This is a genomic window from Labrenzia sp. THAF191a (genome assembly GCF_009363335.1).
GTDB classification, from domain to species: Bacteria; Pseudomonadota; Alphaproteobacteria; order Rhizobiales; family Stappiaceae; genus Roseibium; species Roseibium algicola.
The window spans coordinates 2,437,208-2,454,632 of record NZ_CP045333.1 but is presented as its reverse complement, the minus strand read 5'-3'; the positions used below and the strand labels follow the sequence as shown (position 1 = coordinate 2,454,632).

8 protein-coding genes are annotated in these 17,425 nt (G+C 57.9%); 5 read left to right on the top strand and 3 right to left on the bottom strand.

Going from position 1 to position 17,425, the window contains the following annotated elements:
• Positions 1 to 474 precede the first annotated feature (474 nt).
• Positions 475 to 2,514 (top strand): EAL domain-containing protein, encoded by a 2,040-nt coding sequence (locus tag FIV05_RS11275; RefSeq protein ID WP_152509603.1) that lies wholly within the window; start codon positions 475 to 477, stop codon positions 2,512 to 2,514.
• A 196-nt stretch (positions 2,515 to 2,710) separates the two neighbouring features.
• On the top strand, positions 2,711 to 4,201 hold the full coding sequence (locus tag FIV05_RS11270; RefSeq protein ID WP_209009941.1) for a TolC family outer membrane protein: 1,491 nt from the start codon (positions 2,711 to 2,713) through the stop codon (positions 4,199 to 4,201).
• A 56-nt stretch (positions 4,202 to 4,257) separates the two neighbouring features.
• Here FIV05_RS11270 and FIV05_RS11265 read toward each other — a convergent pair whose 3' ends face one another.
• Positions 4,258 to 9,807, bottom strand: a complete 5,550-nt coding sequence (locus FIV05_RS11265; RefSeq protein ID WP_152509602.1) for a cadherin domain-containing protein — start codon at positions 9,805 to 9,807, stop codon at positions 4,258 to 4,260.
• 177 nt (positions 9,808 to 9,984) lie between these two features.
• Here FIV05_RS11265 and FIV05_RS11260 point away from each other — a divergent pair, with 177 nt between their 5' ends.
• From FIV05_RS11260 to FIV05_RS11250, 3 genes are read left to right on the top strand one after another with little or no spacing between them, the layout of a single operon-like run.
• Positions 9,985 to 11,748 (top strand): ATP-binding cassette domain-containing protein, encoded by a 1,764-nt coding sequence (locus FIV05_RS11260; protein WP_152509601.1) that lies wholly within the window; start codon positions 9,985 to 9,987, stop codon positions 11,746 to 11,748.
• A 9-nt stretch (positions 11,749 to 11,757) separates the two neighbouring features.
• A complete protein-coding gene (locus tag FIV05_RS11255) occupies positions 11,758 to 13,944 on the top strand; it encodes an ATP-binding cassette domain-containing protein (RefSeq protein ID WP_152509600.1) in 2,187 nt (728 codons plus the stop codon).
• A gap of 51 nt (positions 13,945 to 13,995) precedes the next feature.
• Positions 13,996 to 15,336: an HlyD family type I secretion periplasmic adaptor subunit gene (locus FIV05_RS11250; RefSeq protein ID WP_152509599.1), complete on the top strand. Its 1,341-nt coding sequence runs from the start codon at positions 13,996 to 13,998 to the stop codon at positions 15,334 to 15,336.
• Between the two features lie 162 nt (positions 15,337 to 15,498).
• Here the strand turns inward: FIV05_RS11250 and FIV05_RS11245 are convergent, their stop codons facing one another.
• Complete coding sequence (locus tag FIV05_RS11245; RefSeq protein ID WP_152509598.1) at positions 15,499 to 16,530, bottom strand: glycine betaine/L-proline ABC transporter ATP-binding protein; 1,032 nt, start codon at positions 16,528 to 16,530, stop codon at positions 15,499 to 15,501.
• A complete protein-coding gene (locus FIV05_RS11240) occupies positions 16,523 to 17,407 on the bottom strand; it encodes a proline/glycine betaine ABC transporter permease (RefSeq protein WP_023003361.1) in 885 nt (294 codons plus the stop codon). The genes FIV05_RS11245 and FIV05_RS11240 overlap by 8 nt, the downstream gene beginning before the upstream one ends.
• Positions 17,408 to 17,425 lie beyond the last annotated feature (18 nt).

The following is a 17,425-nucleotide window of genomic DNA, read 5'->3' as shown; positions in this document are numbered from 1 at the left end:
GCAGAGTCGCGACCTTCCGGAACCGCTCATTTGCTGGATTTTGCACGAATTTCGGGCTTTCTTGAGGCTGAAAAAATATTGTCAAAAATTACGGTGACTTAAGGACATGCCCCAGTTACCGAAGCGTCAAGTCAACCCTACTGAACGCGCCTCTGCCTGAAAATGCCGTGCTTTTGGCAGCAGATGTTTACGATTTTGCCTGGCTCGGACAAAGGGCGGATGTCGCAGCATTCTTCAGAAGCAGTTCTTCCGCTCCAATTGCATGCAGGCGAACCGGCAGCGGCACCCACGCGCCCCAGAGCGCTCGTAAAACAGGTCAAAACTGACAATAAAAGCCACTAGCAGACCAGATACTTCATGCGCAATTACAACAATACCAGATTAAACAAAGAGCAATACTTGGAATACTCTGAAAAAACACAGTTTGTTATGCTTTTTAAGCTTTCATGAAATCAACCGTCGGTGGGAGCTTTTATGGAACGCGTCGCAACAGTTTTGTCTTTTGAGCATGATCATGCTCTTTTGACACTTGCGATCGCAACGTGTCTCTTCGGATGCGCCTTTTCCTTCCTGCTCCTTGCGAAGGTTGACCGCGATGCAAGCCCTGCGCGGGTTATCTGGCTCATCTGGTCTGCACTCGTCGGCGCCTCTGCAATCTGGGCGGCCCAGATCATCGCCTTTTCTTCGGTAAAGCTTCCCGCGGAATCGGGGTACCGGCTTCAAACGGCTCTGCTTGCCCTGCTCGTCGTCTTTGCCGGCCTCCTTTCAGGTTATGCGCTTGCTGTGCGGCGAAACATCCGGCTCGCACCGGAACTTGGCGGCATCCTCTTTGGCCTTGCCATTGCAGGAATGGGTCTGACGCTGACGACAGCAAGGGAGATCGCCGGTTTACCTGATGCAGGCAAAGCCTTCGGACTTTGGACATTTCTGTTCGGAACGTGCCTCGGGGCAATCGCAATGAGTTTCGTTCCGCAGCTGCAGTCCAGACGCGCATTTGTAAGTGCAACGCTGTTCCTTTTCCTGTCCGCAGTTTCGATACACATGCCGGTGCATTCCCCGACCACGCCCCTTCGCGAAGTCAGTTTCCCGCGCGAAATCATGCTCATGTCCGAAAGGCACATGATGGTGATGTCGCTGGTCATCTTCGGTCTATGCACCCTTGTGGCTGCAACTGGCGCGCTGCTCGACAGGTACAGGAAAAACGCGGCCAGGCGAGCCTATAAACACCTGTCGCTGCAGGATTCTCTGACACGACTTCCAAACCGGCATTTTGTGCAGAAGGCCGCGGCAGACCTCCTGGAAAAGGCCGAACTGGAGGGCAAGACATGCGCCGTCGTGCTGATCAGCCTGGACCAGTTCAAGGCGATCAACGACCTTCACGGCTACGAAGTTGGCGACACTGTCCTGTGCACCCTGGCCAATACACTGAAAAACAACCTGAGCGACAGGGTCTTCATCTCCCGCTTCTACGGTGACGAATTTCTGGTCATCAATCCGTCGCTCGACACAATGGATGACGCCGTAGACTTCGCACGTCTGGTTCGCTCCCTTGCCCGAAGGCCGGTTCAGTGGAATTCCTACCGCCTGTCCATCCGCTCCAGTATTGGCTTGGCCGTGTTCCCGCGCGACGGCAAGGACCTGAACAAGCTGGTGCAAAGGGCAAACCTTGCTGCCAAGCAAGCGAAATCGATCGGCGGCAACCTGATCCAGCCCTATGTCACGGGGATGGAGGAAACCAACCGCTGGGAGGCAGGCCTTGCGGCTGACTTGCGCAATGCAACGCTCGAAAACCAGCTCAACCTGGTTTTCCAGAAACAGAACCTGACAAAGACCGGCGAGTTGATTGGCTACGAAGCGCTGGTCCGATGGCGCCACGCGGAAAAAGGACCGATTCCGCCGGAAGACTTCATTCCGATTGCCGAGCGGTCAGGCATTATCCTGGATATCGGCAACTGGGTTCTGGAAGCTGCCTGTAAGGAAGCTGCCTGCTGGGAAAACCCGGTAACTCTGTCGGTCAACGCTTCCCCGCTGCAGTTCTCCCGTTGCGATTTTGCCGGTCTCGTTTCCACCGTGCTGATGAAGACAGGCCTGCCGGCGGAACGCCTGGAAGTGGAACTCACCGAATCCACCCCGATCGAGGATCACGAACGGGTTCACGAGACGATCCTCTCACTGCGCAAGATGGGCGTGCGCGTTGCCATGGACGACTTCGGCAAGGGCTATTCCTCGCTCAACACGCTGCAAGCCTTTCCCTTCGACAAGATCAAGGTCGACAGAGCCTTCACCCAGTCGCTCGAAACCAACCCCCATGCCAGAGCGATCCTGCGCTCTGCCGTTCTGCTCGGCCATAGCTTCAAGATCCCAGTAATCGCCGAAGGTGTCGAAACGGAACGACAGCTGCAATTCCTGCAACAAGCCGGATGCCTGCAGGTGCAGGGCTTTCTATTCGGGAAACATCTACTGCCTTCACAGATCAAAAAGTTTCACCCGAGTTTAGACCGAACGGGAAGCTGACTTATCACTGAATTCAACTTAAATTATTATCAAATTAAACCTTGATATTAATATCAATATCCTAAAAGAAGCAGAACAAAGCAAAGATTACCCTAGGTAATTACTGAAAATTCTTGGCCATATTCTCTAATCTCAACTTACTTTTGATTAACTATAAAATTTTACCTTAAGGGCAGACAACGATCACGGTGCTGCAATGACGACCTTCCCTGCCCCTGCCAAACTGATGCACGGATTGAAAACCCGCCTTGCCGGTCTGCTGGCAGGTGCGTCACTGATCAGCCTGTCCTTTGCCAGCGCAACTGTATCCGCCCAGTCGCTCGAAGAAGCCATGGGGGCGGCCTATGCCATCAACCCGGGCCTCAAGGCGGAACGGTCGCGTTACGAAGCGACCAACCAGGACGTCTGGACCGCCAGGTCCGAGTTTCTGCCGACGGTTACCGGCACCTATCTGGGGGAACAGAACGCCTTCCGCAGCGAGCGCAGCGGCAACAGCGACAGATCGTTCTTCCACGAGCTGGGCATCTCCATGTCCCAGACGGTGTTTCAGGGTTTCGCGGGTGTCAATCGACTGAACCAGGCTCATGAGGAAGCGAATTCCGGTCGCAACCAGCTCGTTGGCGCCGAACAGACGCTGCTGTTCAACACAGCCGATGCCTATCTGCGCGTTGTTCGCGATCGGGCGATCCTCGCTCACCTGCGGGCCTATACCAACGTGGTGCAACGGGAAGTGAACGCCGCCCGCGCCCGTTACAAGTCGGGAGACGCAACGCGCACCGATATCGAACAGGCGCTTGCCCGTCTCGGTGAAGCACAGGGGAATTCCGACCAGGCGGTCGGCGATCTGGAAGCCTCAGAGGCTGTTTATGAGCGCCTGACAGGACAAAAGCCGGGCAAGCTTGGCTGGCCTGGCATTCCGCAGACAATCGAGCCCGCCGGCCTGGATGACGCGATCAACGTCGCGCTGCAGAACAATCCCTCCATCCGCGCCGCAACGGCAGATGCAAGGGCAGCACGTTACGCCGCACGCGCCGCAGTCGGCGACATGCTGCCGCGTGTCTCGCTGGAAAGCGAGTGGCAAACCGGCTACCAAGGCAACCTCGGCAATCAGGACGAAGAAGACTTCCGCTTTGGCGTGCGCGTCACGGCCCCTTTCTTCACCGGCGGCCGCAACATTGCTGCGGTCAAACGCGCAAACTTCACGGCAGCCCAACAGGAATACGAGCTGGACGACACCCAGCAGATCATCCGCGAGAACGTTGTCCGCGCGATGAAGCAGCGGGCTGCCTCAAGGCTGAAGGTCAAGGCGGTAAAGCGCGCAATTGAGGCCAACCAGCGCGCGGTCAAGGGACTGCAGGTGGAATTCGACAGCGGTCAGCGGTCCCTGCTCGATGTTCTGGACGGCGAGCGCGAACTATTGCTCAGCAAGGTCGACCATGTCCGGGCACGCTATGACAGCCGCATTGCCGACTTCTTCCTGCTGGCCAACATTGGCCGGCTGGCGCCGCAACATTTCGGGATCATCGAGGAACGGCCGGCACCGGTCCCGCGCCTCATGCCTGAGTTCAATACCTGGGACCTGCGCCTTGGACCGTCGGAAAACGATGTCTTCCAGTCAACCGTCGTAGAGGTCGTGACCAGCGACACCGTCTTTATCGAGGCAGAGCCAATGCCTCCGATTCAATAACCGGCAACACAAAAAGCGGGCATAACGGGCCCGCTTTTTTTTCGCATTCCTGCTGATCAGTACTGAACGCCTTCCAGATCCGTGAAGTCGATACGTCCGCCATCGGCAAACTCGATGTAGCCTCCCGAATCCTGCGAAAGGGTGATCTCGCCCGCCGCTGCATCGATGCTCTCGATGGAACCTTCCGTCATGGTGATGGACCAGTCGACACCATAGGTTCCGATATCGGTGCCATCGGCGGACTTGCTCAGATCGACGATATCGATCCAGCTCCCGCCGGCACCGCCGTAAATGCTGTCATGCCCGTCGCCGAGCATGTAGGCGAACAGATCCGACCCGTCACCACCGGAAAGAACGTCGTCGCCCGCACCACCCCGGATCACATCGTCACCAGCCCCGCCATAGATGAGGTCGTTGCCTCCCTGACCCAGCAGGATGTCATTTCCGCCAAGTCCGGAAATGCTGTCCACGAAATCGCCCCCAACAATCGTATCGGCATCACTGGTGCCGACCTCGCACAGGGGCACATCATCAAAGTCGACCACATCCAGGGTAATTGTCTCGGTATCCGACAAGCCTCCGCTGTCCGTCGCGGTAACGTCTATCGTGATGCTTTGCTCCGTTTCGTAGTCGACTGCCGCATCATCCTTCAGCTTCAGCAGATAGCTGTTGCCATCGCTCACGACTTCAAACCGGTCATCCGACACCGTGAAGGTGTGCGTGTCGCCGATATCGGGGTCCACTACCGAAAGTTCGATAAGTTCGACACCTGTCTGGTTTTCGGGAACGTGGTATTCATTGCCCGTACAGTCGTCGTCGTGGCCGTGATAGGTCTGACCGTGGACGCCGTCATCTTCATGATAGTGTCCTGTTTCCCCGTCCTGGATATGCCCCCAATGGCCATCATGATGATCGTCCCAGTGCTTGTTGCCCTGGTCCGGCCGGTAGATCGCGTTGCCGACGATCAGATCAGGCGGCGAGTTCTCAGTCACACCGGAGGTCACCGTCACCGGGAAAATCGCGCTCGACTGGGATCCGTCACTTGATGTGGCGGTGATCGTCACGTCGATGGTCTCGCCTGCACCCAGCGTTGCGCCGCTGGCGAGGGTCACCACACCGGTGTCTGCGTCGATATCAAACCGGCTGTCATCGATGGAATAGGTCACCGTATCTCCGGCGTCGGCATCTTCCGCGAATGCCGTCAGGCCGATCACCATTCCGGCAGCAGCTGTTGCCGCAACCAGGTTCTGGGCCGTATCGACATCCCTGACAGGCCCGATCGGCTCATTGTCGCCGGCAGGCCTTTCCGGCTCCACGTCGATGACGTCGATCACGATGGTTTCCGTGTCCGACAGCCCGCCGCTATCGGTAACGGTAACCTCAACGGTCACCTGGGTCTCGGCCTCATAATCGAGCGCCACACCGTCCTTCAGTTTGAGAATGTTCTCACCGTTGATCGATATGACCTCGAAGCGACTATCGGAAACCGTGAAGCTGTGCGTATCGCCGACATCGGGATCGAATACCGACAAGGTACCGATCTCCGCTCCCGGATCTTCTTCATAGACCGCGGCACGAGCAGTGGTTTCGAAGGTCGTCTGATCGAAGACGACGTCGTCGAAATCCTTGTCACCCCCGCCGGCAATGTCCTCAAAGCCGATCCTGATGCCGCTTTCCACAGTGTAGTCGTAGCCATCCGGATTGAGTGACCCGTTGCCGGAGAAAAGAACATTGGCATCGGCCCCGACCAGCCGCGTCCCGTCAGGTCCGACGGCCTGCCAGTTCCCCTGACCGTCTTTCTGGAACGCAACCTTGTCTCCGGCAAGAAGACCACTGTTCGTGTCTGCACCATCCGGGATAAGGAAATAGCCGATTTCGTTCGCTTCGACGCCTTCCAGATAGAGGGTCGCCGTATCGCCCGGCGTCAATTGGTTCTGGTTGACCCAGACGATTTCGCCGGCCATCGGATTGCCGTTGCCGTCCACGTAGAAGACACCCAGCACATTGCTGTGGCCAGCGTATTCCTCGACAAAGGTCAGCGTCACGGAAACGCCCGGTCCAAGCTCCGGATCGAAGTCGAGGTCCGGCGCCTCATTGGCATCGGCAATCGCAATCGTGAAGGTTTCAGTCGAGACTGATCCGTCAGTTGAGGTAGCCGTCACCAGAACATCGATTTCCGGTTCGGTTTCCTTGTCGAAGCTTGCTCCACTGGCGACGGTGATCACCCCCGACACCGGGTCGATCTCGAAGCGCGCATCACCGCTGAGCTGATAACTCACGCTATCACCTGCATCCGGATCGTTTGCAAAGGCAGTCAGACCCACGACGGCACCTGCAGCGGCGTTTTCAAGAACCTGGTTTGCGCTGGCATCAATGTCGGTGAGTGGACCGATGGGAGAATTGGTGTCGTCGATATCGATCACGTCGATCACCACGATCTCCGTGTCGGAAAGACCGCCCTGGTCAGTTGCCGTCACCTCAAGGGTCACCTGAGTCTCGGTTTCGTAATCGAAGGCCTGATCATCTTTCAATTTGAGCAGGTATCTGTCGCCGGAAACGACCACCTCAAACCGGTCGTCCGAAACCGTGAATGTATGCGTATCGCCCACATCCGGATCGAATACCGACAAGGGAGCAATCTCTGCGCCGTAATATTCCTCGACGACCGCAGTGCGGTTGTCGGAAACGATGGACACACTGTCGATCAGCGCACCACCCAGGTTATCGGAACCGATCTCAACGAATGTCAGCGTATTGGAGCCGTCGCCGGATCCGCCAACGATGTCATAGGCATAGGACTGCCAGCCCGTTCCCGTTGTGGCCGGGTCGATCGTGTCGATTAACTCGCCGTTCCAATACACCTCGGCGACACTTTCTCCCACGCCGCCGCGCGACTTCATGTCGAATGTCAGATGATAGACCTGACCATCAAGCTGCCCCTCTACTTGCTGAGAAGCCCAGCCATTGTTCATGGCTGCAAGGTCCAGATGATGACCGCCGTCTGTCGCGCCGTAACTATTGTGCCCAGCCTCATGTACATCGACGTTGTCGTAGGTCCAACCCTCGATCGAAGTCGGGTTTTCGTACCAGCCGGACCCGGCTGGTCCGCCGTGAACCCCGTCATGGATTTCGAAGCTGCCGTTGACGACAAACTGTTCTGAGCCGTTTTCCAGATGAACGATCAGATCCGGTGCTTCATTGTTGTCTGTCACGGCCACGGTGAAGGTCTTCGTTGAGGAAGAGCCATCCGTTGACGTTGCTGTGACAGTCATCTCGATGGACGGCTCTGTTTCCGCATCGAACGTCGCACCATCCTTTACGGTGATGACACCTGTGTCCGGATCGATCTCGAACCTGTCGTCACCAGTCAGCTGGTAGGTGACACTGTCCGCCGGATCAGGATCCTCGGCGAAGGCGGTGATCCCGGCAAATTCGCCGCCATTGGCGGTCTCTGAAATACTGTTGGCTGCCGGGTCGATGTCGCTCACCGGCCCGATATCGAACTCGTCTTCGTCTCCCACCGTGACCCGGAAGATACCGGTCGAAGTCGACCCATCCGTTGATGTGGCTATGACCTCGATATCGATATCGGGGGTTGTCTCGCGGTCAATCACCGCACCGTCGGCAACGGTAATGGCGCCCGTATCCGGGTCGATTTCGAACCGACCATCGGTGATGGAATAGGAAACCGTGTCCGTTGCATCCGGATCCTCGGCAAACGCCGTCACGCCGACAACCGTGCCACCGGCGGAGTTCTCCTGGACGAAGTTGTCGGCTCCATCAACGTCCGTCACCGGGCCGATATCGAATTCGTTCGCGTCGCCCACCGTGATCCGGAAGGTGCCGGTCGAGGTTGACCCATCTGTCGAGGTGGCAGTGACCTCGATATCGATATAGGGGGTCATCTCACGGTCAATCACCGCGCCATCGGCAACGGTAATCACACCCGTATCCGGATCGATCTCGAACCGGCTGTCTGTGATTGAGTAGGTGACCGTGTCGGTCGCATCCGGGTCTTCGGCAAACGCCGTCACGCCGACAACCGTGCCACCGACGGAGTTCTCCTCAACGAAGTTGTCGGCACCGTCCACATCCGTCACCGGGCCGATATCGAATTCGTTCGCGTCGCCCACCGTGACCCGGAAGATACCGGTCGAAGTCGATCCATCCGTTGACGTCGCCGTCACTTCAATAACGATAAAAGGTGTCGTCTCGCGGTCGATCACTGCGCCATCAGCGACGGTAATCACGCCCGTGGCCGGATCGATCTCGAACCGACCATCGGTGATGGAATAGGAAACCGTGTCGGTTGCATCAGGATCTTCAGCGAACGCCGTCACGCCGACAACGGTGCCACCGGCGGAGTTCTCCTGGACGAAGTTGTCGGAACCATCAACGTCTGTCACCAGCCCGATATCGAATTCGTTCGCGTCGCCCACCGTGACCCGGAAGGTGCCGGTCGAAGTCGAGCCGTCCGTTGAGGTGGCTGTGACCTCGATATCGATATAGGGGGTCGTCTCGCGATCAATCACCGCGCCAGCGGCAACGGTAATAACGCCCGTATCCGGGTCGATATCGAAGCGGCTGTCTGTGATCGAATAGGTGACCGTGTCGGTCGCATCCGGATCTTCGGCAAACGCCGTAACGCCGACAACCGTGCCAACGGCGGAGTTCTCCTCAACGAAGTTGTTGGCACCATCAACGTCCGTCACCGGACCGATATCGAATTCGTTCTCGTCGCCCACAGTGACCCGGAAGGTCCCGGTCGAGGTTGACCCATCCGTGGACGTCGCCGTCACTTCAATATCGATAAAAGGCGTCGTCTCGCGGTCGATCACTGCGCCATCGGCAACAGTAATAACGCCCGTATCCGGATTGATCTCGAACCGGCTATCGGTGATGGAATAGGATACCGTATCCGTCGCATCCGGATCATTCGCAAAGGCGACTACGCCGACAACGGTACCCCCTGCGGCGTTTTCCGTTACAAAATTGTCGGTGCTGTCGACGTCCTCGACAGGGCCGACCCCGGTGTTCCCACCATCGCCGCCTTCACCAGCACCTCCGCCTCCGCCGCCAGTTCCGTCACCAACCTGGGAGCCCGATGACTGAATGCCATCGCCGCCCAGATCGAATTGAGACAACGTCGGGTCAAGACCGCGCACTTCCGGAACGGCACCGTCGCCAAGGCCGCCGTCATCGTTTGGACCACCATCGGCGGTTTCCACCACTTCGGTACCGCCGTCCGGCAGTAGCGTGTCACCGGCTCCTGCTCCGCCCAGCCCCTGACCCAGATCCCCATGCGCACCCTGGCCGTCTCTGCCGCCGTCGCCGCCAAGTCCCTCGGCATCCTGGGTTGAAGCACCAGATCCTCGATTTTCGAGGGGCACAGCCTGATAAAGGTTCGCCAAGGTTGCTTCACCGGTATCTTCCGGTTCCACGGACAGGGAATAATCGTTGCCACCGGCCGGGCGGTAGGGATCGCCTGCTTGAGCCTCCATGCGTGCAGGCGACGGTTCTGATCCGCCGCTGGACTTTGCTGCCGCCTCTGCTGAAGAAGAAACGCCCGGTTTGCCTGCATTCGCTGAAGTATCGGTATCGGCCATGACTTGCGCGTGCTCCGTTAAAACCTAACATCATCACACGCAGGGTTACCTTAATAAAAACCAACTCCATTCTTCGAATTACATGTATAACTTGAGATAAATTTAGAATTTGTGGTATTTTTGGTAAACGGTTTTGAAACAATTACGCGCCTTAATGTATTCAAGGAGGCGCTTACTATGGCATCTTTTATCACTGATACTTTTTCCAGTATCAAACTGCCGCAACTGGAGTTTTTTTCCTCCGAAACCGGAGAAAAAGTATCAACACCGAAACTCCCGCGCTCGGTGGTAACCGCTTCCATCCTGATCAATATCCTCGGTCTGGCGATGCCACTGACCATCTTGCAGGTCTATGACCGGATTCTGCCGAACAAGTCGACCGACACTCTCGTCATCCTGATCGCAGGACTGGGTTTCGTTCTGGTGATCGATGCGGTTCTGAAAACGACACGGTCCTATCTGACAGGCTGGCTTGCAGCCTCTTTCACCCATCAGGCCAACGTCGAAGCAGCCAGACGTCTTCTGCACTCCAGAGCGGACATCAACTCTGAGGCGACGGTCACCAAACATCTGGACTCGCTGCGCTCGCTGCAGGCAATGGGCGACCATTACGGTGGTCAGGCCCGCCTCCTGGCTATCGACCTTCCCGCCAGCCTCCTCTTTCTTGCCGTCCTGTTTCTTATTGGAGGGCCGATCGGCTTCGTGCCGCTTGTTCTTCTGGCCTTGTTTGCCCTGAGAACCGCGACCTTGAACACAAGGATCGACAGCCTCATTGAAAAACGTGCGGAGCAGGATCAGCGCAAATACGATTTCATCTTCGAGGTCCTGTCCGGCCTCAACACCATCAAGGCCATGGCTTTCGAGCCCGTCATCCTGCGAAGGTTTGAACGCCTGCAGACGCAAAATTCTCGTCTTGGCTACGACTATATCGATCTCACCAACCGGGCACGGAATTCCTCCGGGTTCTTCACCGTCCTCACAACCGTCTGCGTGGTGTCGGCCGGGGCCCTCATGGTCATGTCCGGGTTCATCAGTGTCGGGGCGGTTGCGGCCTGCACCCTGCTGGCAGGTCAGGTCGTGCAGCCCCTGCTGCGCGGCATCAACCACTGGACGGACATGCAGCGGGTCAAACATGATTTCCGCGAAGCACGCGCCCTGTTCGATTTGCCAAAGGAAGAGCGATCAGGAAACAGGAACCTGGCAATTGCCGGCAACATCAAGCTGCAAAATGCCGGCTTTGCAGCGCGCAGCGATGCGATCGTGCCAGTCCAGAATCTGAGCCTGACGATCAATGCCGGAGAAACGGTTGCCTTTGAGGGCAGCGACGGCAGCGGCCGAACGACGCTTGCTCGCCTGATTTCCGGGGATATCGAACCGACCTCCGGCAAGATCATGATAGACGGTCAGGATCTGTACGGTGTCGACCACCGGTATCTGTGCCGGCACATCGCCTACGTCAGCAACGACGCCCAGATGTTCGCCGGCACGATCCTGCAGAACCTGACTCTTTTCGGATCTCGCGCAAGCCCGCAAAAAGCCCGCATGGCTGCTGACCTGATCGGCCTTGAAAAGGACATTCACCTGCTGCCGCTGGGCTACGACACAATGCTCGGCAACGCGATTGAAGAAAATCTCACCGACAGCATGATACAGCGCATCGCCATTGCGCGCGCGCTCGCAGGCGAACCGAAGATCCTCATCCTCAACGATGCCAACGGGGCTCTCGACCACAAGAGCGAAGCCCAGCTCGTTGAAGCGTTGAAGCGGCTCAAAGGCCAGTTGACGACACTGATCGTCAGCCACCGCCCTTCTTTCCGCGCCATTGCCGACAAGCAGTTTCTGATGGAGCGCGGCCGGGTTAGCGCCTTGCCGGACACGCCGAACACCCCTCGATACAAATTGCGGCGGCGCGAGCCAGCCGACACCAAAAAGCAGGCTTAGGAGCCGAACATGTCCCTGGCGGCTTTTGAAAACGCGGATTCGATCTTTCAGAACCTGAACCCGGCAGAGAGCCGGATGAACCTGGAAACCCGTGTCCAGCAGCATTCAGGCAGTACGATCGATCGCGCGTCTCCGGCAGAGGCCTGTTTGCTGCCCCTTCTGGAAGCCCTCGGCTGGGATGGCATGGAACGCCATCTCTTCGAAGCCCTGCCTCACCTTGAAGGCATAAAAGGCATCTTCGACCTTCGCGCCGTGCTGACCCGGCTGAATTTTCGGGTCACACCGACCGGACGGTCAGCAAAGCAGCTAACCGCGGAACAGTTTCCCTGCCTGGCGAAACACGGAGACAATCTGCTGGTCGGCCTTGGGCGCACAAGCGACGGCCGGTTCCAGGCCTACAGCGGCGAGGCTCATCGCACGGTCGCCATTGCCTTCAGCGAACTCAAGGATGCCGAGCTCTTCCTCATCGAGCCGGACGACAGCACCGAAAGCGCCGGTTTCCAGCACTGGTCATCCCGCCTGTTCCATCAGTTTCGCGGCACGGTGCTGTCGATCATGACCGTCGGCCTGCTGTCGAACATCCTGGCTCTCGGCCTGCCGCTCTTTGTCATGAGCGTTTACGACAAGGCTATCGGCGCCAAATCCGTGTCCGTGCTGATCACGCTGCTGATCGGTATTACGCTTGTGCTGATCATGGACTGGATGGTCAGAGGCACCAAATCGCACCTCCAGGCCTACCTGGGCGCCAGGCTCGACGCGGTGGTCGCCAACACCACCTTCCGCCATTTCCTGCATCTGCCGCTCCCCCTGATTTCGTCTGCCCCCATCGGAGCGCAAATCACCCGTCTGAAGCAGTTCGACGGTGTGCGCGACGTCTTTCACGGCAATCTCGCCAATGCGTTGATCGACCTTCCCTTCTCGGTGATTTTCGTCATGGTTCTCGGCTTCATAGGCGGGCCGCTTGCACTGCTGCCGGCTGGGTTGCTGGTGCTCTATGTCCTGTCGGCCATGCTCATCGTTCCGCGCATGAAACAGGCAATAAACAAGGCAGGCGATGCAAAATCGCGCATGCAGAACATCACCGTGGAGATCCTGTCGAAGCGAAAGGCCCTCCGGGAACTGTCCGCCGACGACATCTGGGTCGAGAAATACCGTGCGATTTCCGCGGACTTTGCGCTGAAGAACCTGACGACGAGGCAACTGTCGCAGGTCATGCAAGTAGTCTCGCAGATGTTCATGACCCTGTGCGGCATCGGCGTCCTCGGTTTCGGAGCCGTTCTGGTCATGAACCAGGACCTGTCTCAAGGCGCGCTCATTGCCGTCATGGCCCTTTCCTGGCGTGCGCTCAGCCCAATGCATCAGGCCTTTCTCAGCGTATCACAACTGGGCCAGTCCCAGCAGACGATCGAGCGGATCAACAGCCTTCTGAAAATCGAAATGGAACGCCAGCCCGGAAAGCTGCCGAGCCTGCACCGCCAGTTCCAGGGCACGATCCGCTTTTCCAACGTCGTGCTGCGCTATCCTTCCCGCCAGGAGCCGGCCTTGCGCAATTTTTCGCTTCAGATGGAGCAGGGATCCGTAACCGCGATCACCGGGCCGAGCGGCTGCGGCAAGACCTCGCTGGTGCGGGCCGTGCTTGGGCTTTATCGCCCCCAGATGGGTGCTGTCCTTGTCGACGATCTCGACATCCGCCAGCTCGACCCGGGCGAATGGCGCAACTCCATCGGCTATGCACCGGAACACCACGATTTCTTCTACGGCACGATTGCGCAGAACTTCCGCATGGCCAATCCGCAGGCGGACAATGATCAGGTACGCAAGGCCTTCGAGGAATTCGGCCTCAACGCCTATGGCGAACTTCTGCCCCAGGGTGTGGAGACCCGTTTGACCGGCCAGCTGATCGAAGTGCTGCCGGACAACGTCAAACAGCGCCTGCTGCTGGCCAGGGCCTTCATGCGCCCTGCCCCGATTTATCTGCTCGACAACCCTGCCGGCAATCTGGATTTCGAAGGCGACAAGTTCCTGATGAAGAAGATCGACCAGGTTCGCGGGAAGTCGACCGTCATCATCACGACCTACCGCCCCAGCCACATGCGCATGGCAGACAACCTCGTCTACATGCAGAGCGGCATGGTGGCAATGGCCGGAGCCCCGAAGGACATCCTTGAAGACGTGCTCAAGCAGCAATCGAAATAACGTAAGGGGCCGTCGCCGGCCCGCCGCAAGACAACCGCCGAGGACTTTCCAATGGCAGCAAAAGACGATCCCGACACACTCCGCAAGGCGGTCTACGGCCGCGTCGGCCTTCCGCTGGAATTGGAAGACGGCGTGCCCCCAGCCTTTTATTCACGCCTCCTCATGGGACTGACCATTGCGACCGGCTTCCTGTTGCTGTGGGCTGCCGTCGGCCAGATCCGGGAAGTGGCCAACACGATCGGGGAGATAGCGCCTGCCGGCCAGATTTTGAAAGTGGAGCACCTGGAAGGCGGCATCGTCTCGGAGATCCTTGTCGAAGAAGGCCAGCTGGTACAGGCCGGAGACCCACTCGCCCACCTGGAAAAACAGGATACGACCACGGAACTCGCCCGCATTCAAAGCCGTCTCAGCTATCTGGAACTTGAGGAACGCCGCCTGCTTGCACAGGAATACAGCGATGCCAACACCGTTGGCCTGCGCCTGGACCCGTCGGTGGATGGTCTGAGCACCCAGCAACGGGCGGCCTTGACCGCCAACCGCAAGGCGGTTGCCGACGAACAGGAAGCCTACACGGCGCGTGTCGCCCAGAGGCGTGCCGAAGTGGTCAGCCTGGAGGCACAGGTCGAACTTCAAAAATCACAGGTCGAACTTGAAAAGGAAAAATTCCAGATCCAGGAAGGTTTGCTGAAAGACGGCTACACGTCGCGTCGCCGTTTCCTGGAAGCCAAGGGGGATTTTCAGCGGTCGCAGGTCACACTGGAACAGCTGTTCGGCAATCTCGCACAGGCCCGTGAAATGCTGACCGAAGCCCAGGCCAGCCTCAGTCAGGCCGGCGCCGAAGTGAACCGGGATGTCGCCGACGAGCGCGCCAGGATTGCCCAGGAGCGCGACGAACTGAAACAGGAAATCGCCAATCTGAAAGACCGGCAGGACCGCCTGTTCGTGAAGGCGCCGGTGGCAGGTTACGTCAAGAGCCTTGGCCCGACCGGTCGTGGGGCGGTCGTCAATCCCGGCGATCTGATTGCCGAGATCGTGCCCCTGTCTGAAAACCTGGTTGCAGAGGTGAAAGTCAATCCGAAGGACGTCGGCCATATCAACATCGGCGACAGGGCGGACATCACGATCACCAGCTACGATCCGAATATCTATGGCACCGTGGCCGCGGAAGTGGAGACCATTTCCGCCTCGAGTTTCCAGGACGAATTCGGCGAATACTACTTCAAGGCAACCCTCGCCTTTCCCGGCCAGGTCATCGGCGCCGGTTCGCACGAACGGCCGATCCGCCCCGGCATGCAGGTCAACGCCCAAGTGGTCACCGGATCGAAATCGATCCTCCTTTACCTGCTGCACCCTGTAACGCGTGCAGCGCGAACGATCTTCACAGAGCGCTGAAGTCGAGGTTTCCGGAAATCCTGAAGCCTCGGAAACTCTCCCGGGCTTTTTCTTCTTGCTGGTACACTCAGGCTTCTACCGGGAAAGAGTGGAGGTTGCCGCCCAGGATACAAAAACCCCGGAGCGAACTCCGGGGTTTTGATGTTTTCACACTTCATTGGCTCAGTGGGTTGCCGGCGTCACCATCGCATAGATCGTGTCATGCACGTTGAGCACGCCGATCGGACGGCCGTCGCTGTTGACGATGTTTGCCTCGCCCTCGCCCGTGTCGGCAAAGGTCCGGGCGGCTTCTTCCAGCAGGATGCCGCTGGAAATCGTCGGTCCATTTTCCAGCGTCCGGGACGTATCCATGACCGTGTCGACCAGGATCACCCGGCCACGGTTCACTTCCTTGACGAAGTCGGCAATGTAGGCGTCCGCAGGCTTCAGAACGATTTCCTGACCGGTCCCCTGCTGCACAACTGCCCCGTCGCGCAGGATCGCGATCCTGTCGCCAAGGCGCAGCGCCTCGTCCAGATCGTGGGTGATGAAGACGATCGTCTTGTGCAGTTCTTCCTGAAGGTCGAGAAGCACGGTCTGCATGTCCATGCGGATAAGCGGGTCAAGCGCCGAGAACGCTTCGTCCATCAGCAGAATGTCGGCATCGTTGGTGAGCGCGCGCGCAAGCCCCACACGCTGCTGCATGCCGCCGGACAGCTGGTTGGGATAGTGGTTCTCGAACCCTTCCAGCCCGACGCGGGCAATCCAGCGGGCCGCACGCTCTTCGGCCTCCTTGACCGGTACACCCTGGATTTCCAGACCATAGATGGCGTTCTTCATCACCGTGCGGTGTGGCAGCAGCGCGAACTTCTGGAACACCATCGCCGTCTTGTGGCGGCGGAATTCCCGAAGCTCTGCCTGAGACATCTTGCAGACATCATCGTTGCCATAAAGCACTTCGCCATCGGTCGGGTCGATCAACCTGTTGATATGGCGGATCAAGGTGGATTTGCCCGAGCCGGAAAGGCCCATCACTACCTGGATCTTGCCACCCGGCATGGAGATGTTGATGTCGTTGAGGCCAAGCACATGGTTGAAATTCTCGTTCAACTCGGACTTGGACATGCCGTCCTTGACCTTCTTGACCATCTCCTTGTCGTTCGATCCGAAGATCTTGTAGAGATTCTTGATCTCGATACCCGTTGCCTCAGCCATGAACCACCTCCGAGTGTTTCTGAAGGCGCTTGCCGAAAGCCTGGGTTGCGCGGTCGAAGATGATGGCGATCGCGACGATGGACAGGCCGCTGAGCATACCTGCGGTCAGGTACTGGTTGTTAATGGCAACAAGCACTTCCTGCCCAAGTCCACGTACGCCGATCATGGAAGCAACAACAACCATGGAAAGCGACATCATGATGCACTGGTTGATCCCGGCCATGATGGTCGGCAAAGCCAACGGAAGCTGAACGTTCATCAGCTTCTGACGGGCGCTGGATCCAAAGGCATCAGCAGCTTCAAGCACATCCGTATCGACAAGCCGGATACCCAGATTTGTCAGGCGGATCATCGGCGGAATGGCGTAAATCACGACGGCTATCAGACCCGGGACCTTGCCGATACCGAAAATCATAACAACGGGAATGAGGTAGACGAAGCTCGGCATCGTCTGCATCAGGTCCAGGATCGGATTGACGAAACCCTGAACACGATCGGACCGCGCCATCACGATGCCGATCGGAATACCCAGAACAATTGCCAGCAAGGTGCATACGGTAACCATGGCGACGGTGCGCATGGTGTCTTCCCAGAGCCCGAACACCCCGATGAACACCAGGGCCAGTACCGTTCCGACCGTAACACTGATCTTGCGGCTCAAAAAGTAAACCGCCAGCGCGAAAACCGCGAGAATGATCGGCCAGGGCGAGTTGATCAGAAGGTTTTCGAGGAAGACCAGAAAATCTTGCAAGGGGTTGAAAAAGTTGTCGATATAGTCGCCGTAGGTTCTGGTGAAACCTCTGAACGAACCGTCGATTGTCTTCTTGATCGCCAGCAGGTCTGTTCGACCCAGCGATGGAAATTCTATCCAATCCATCTTTGTTGTCCCGATGGT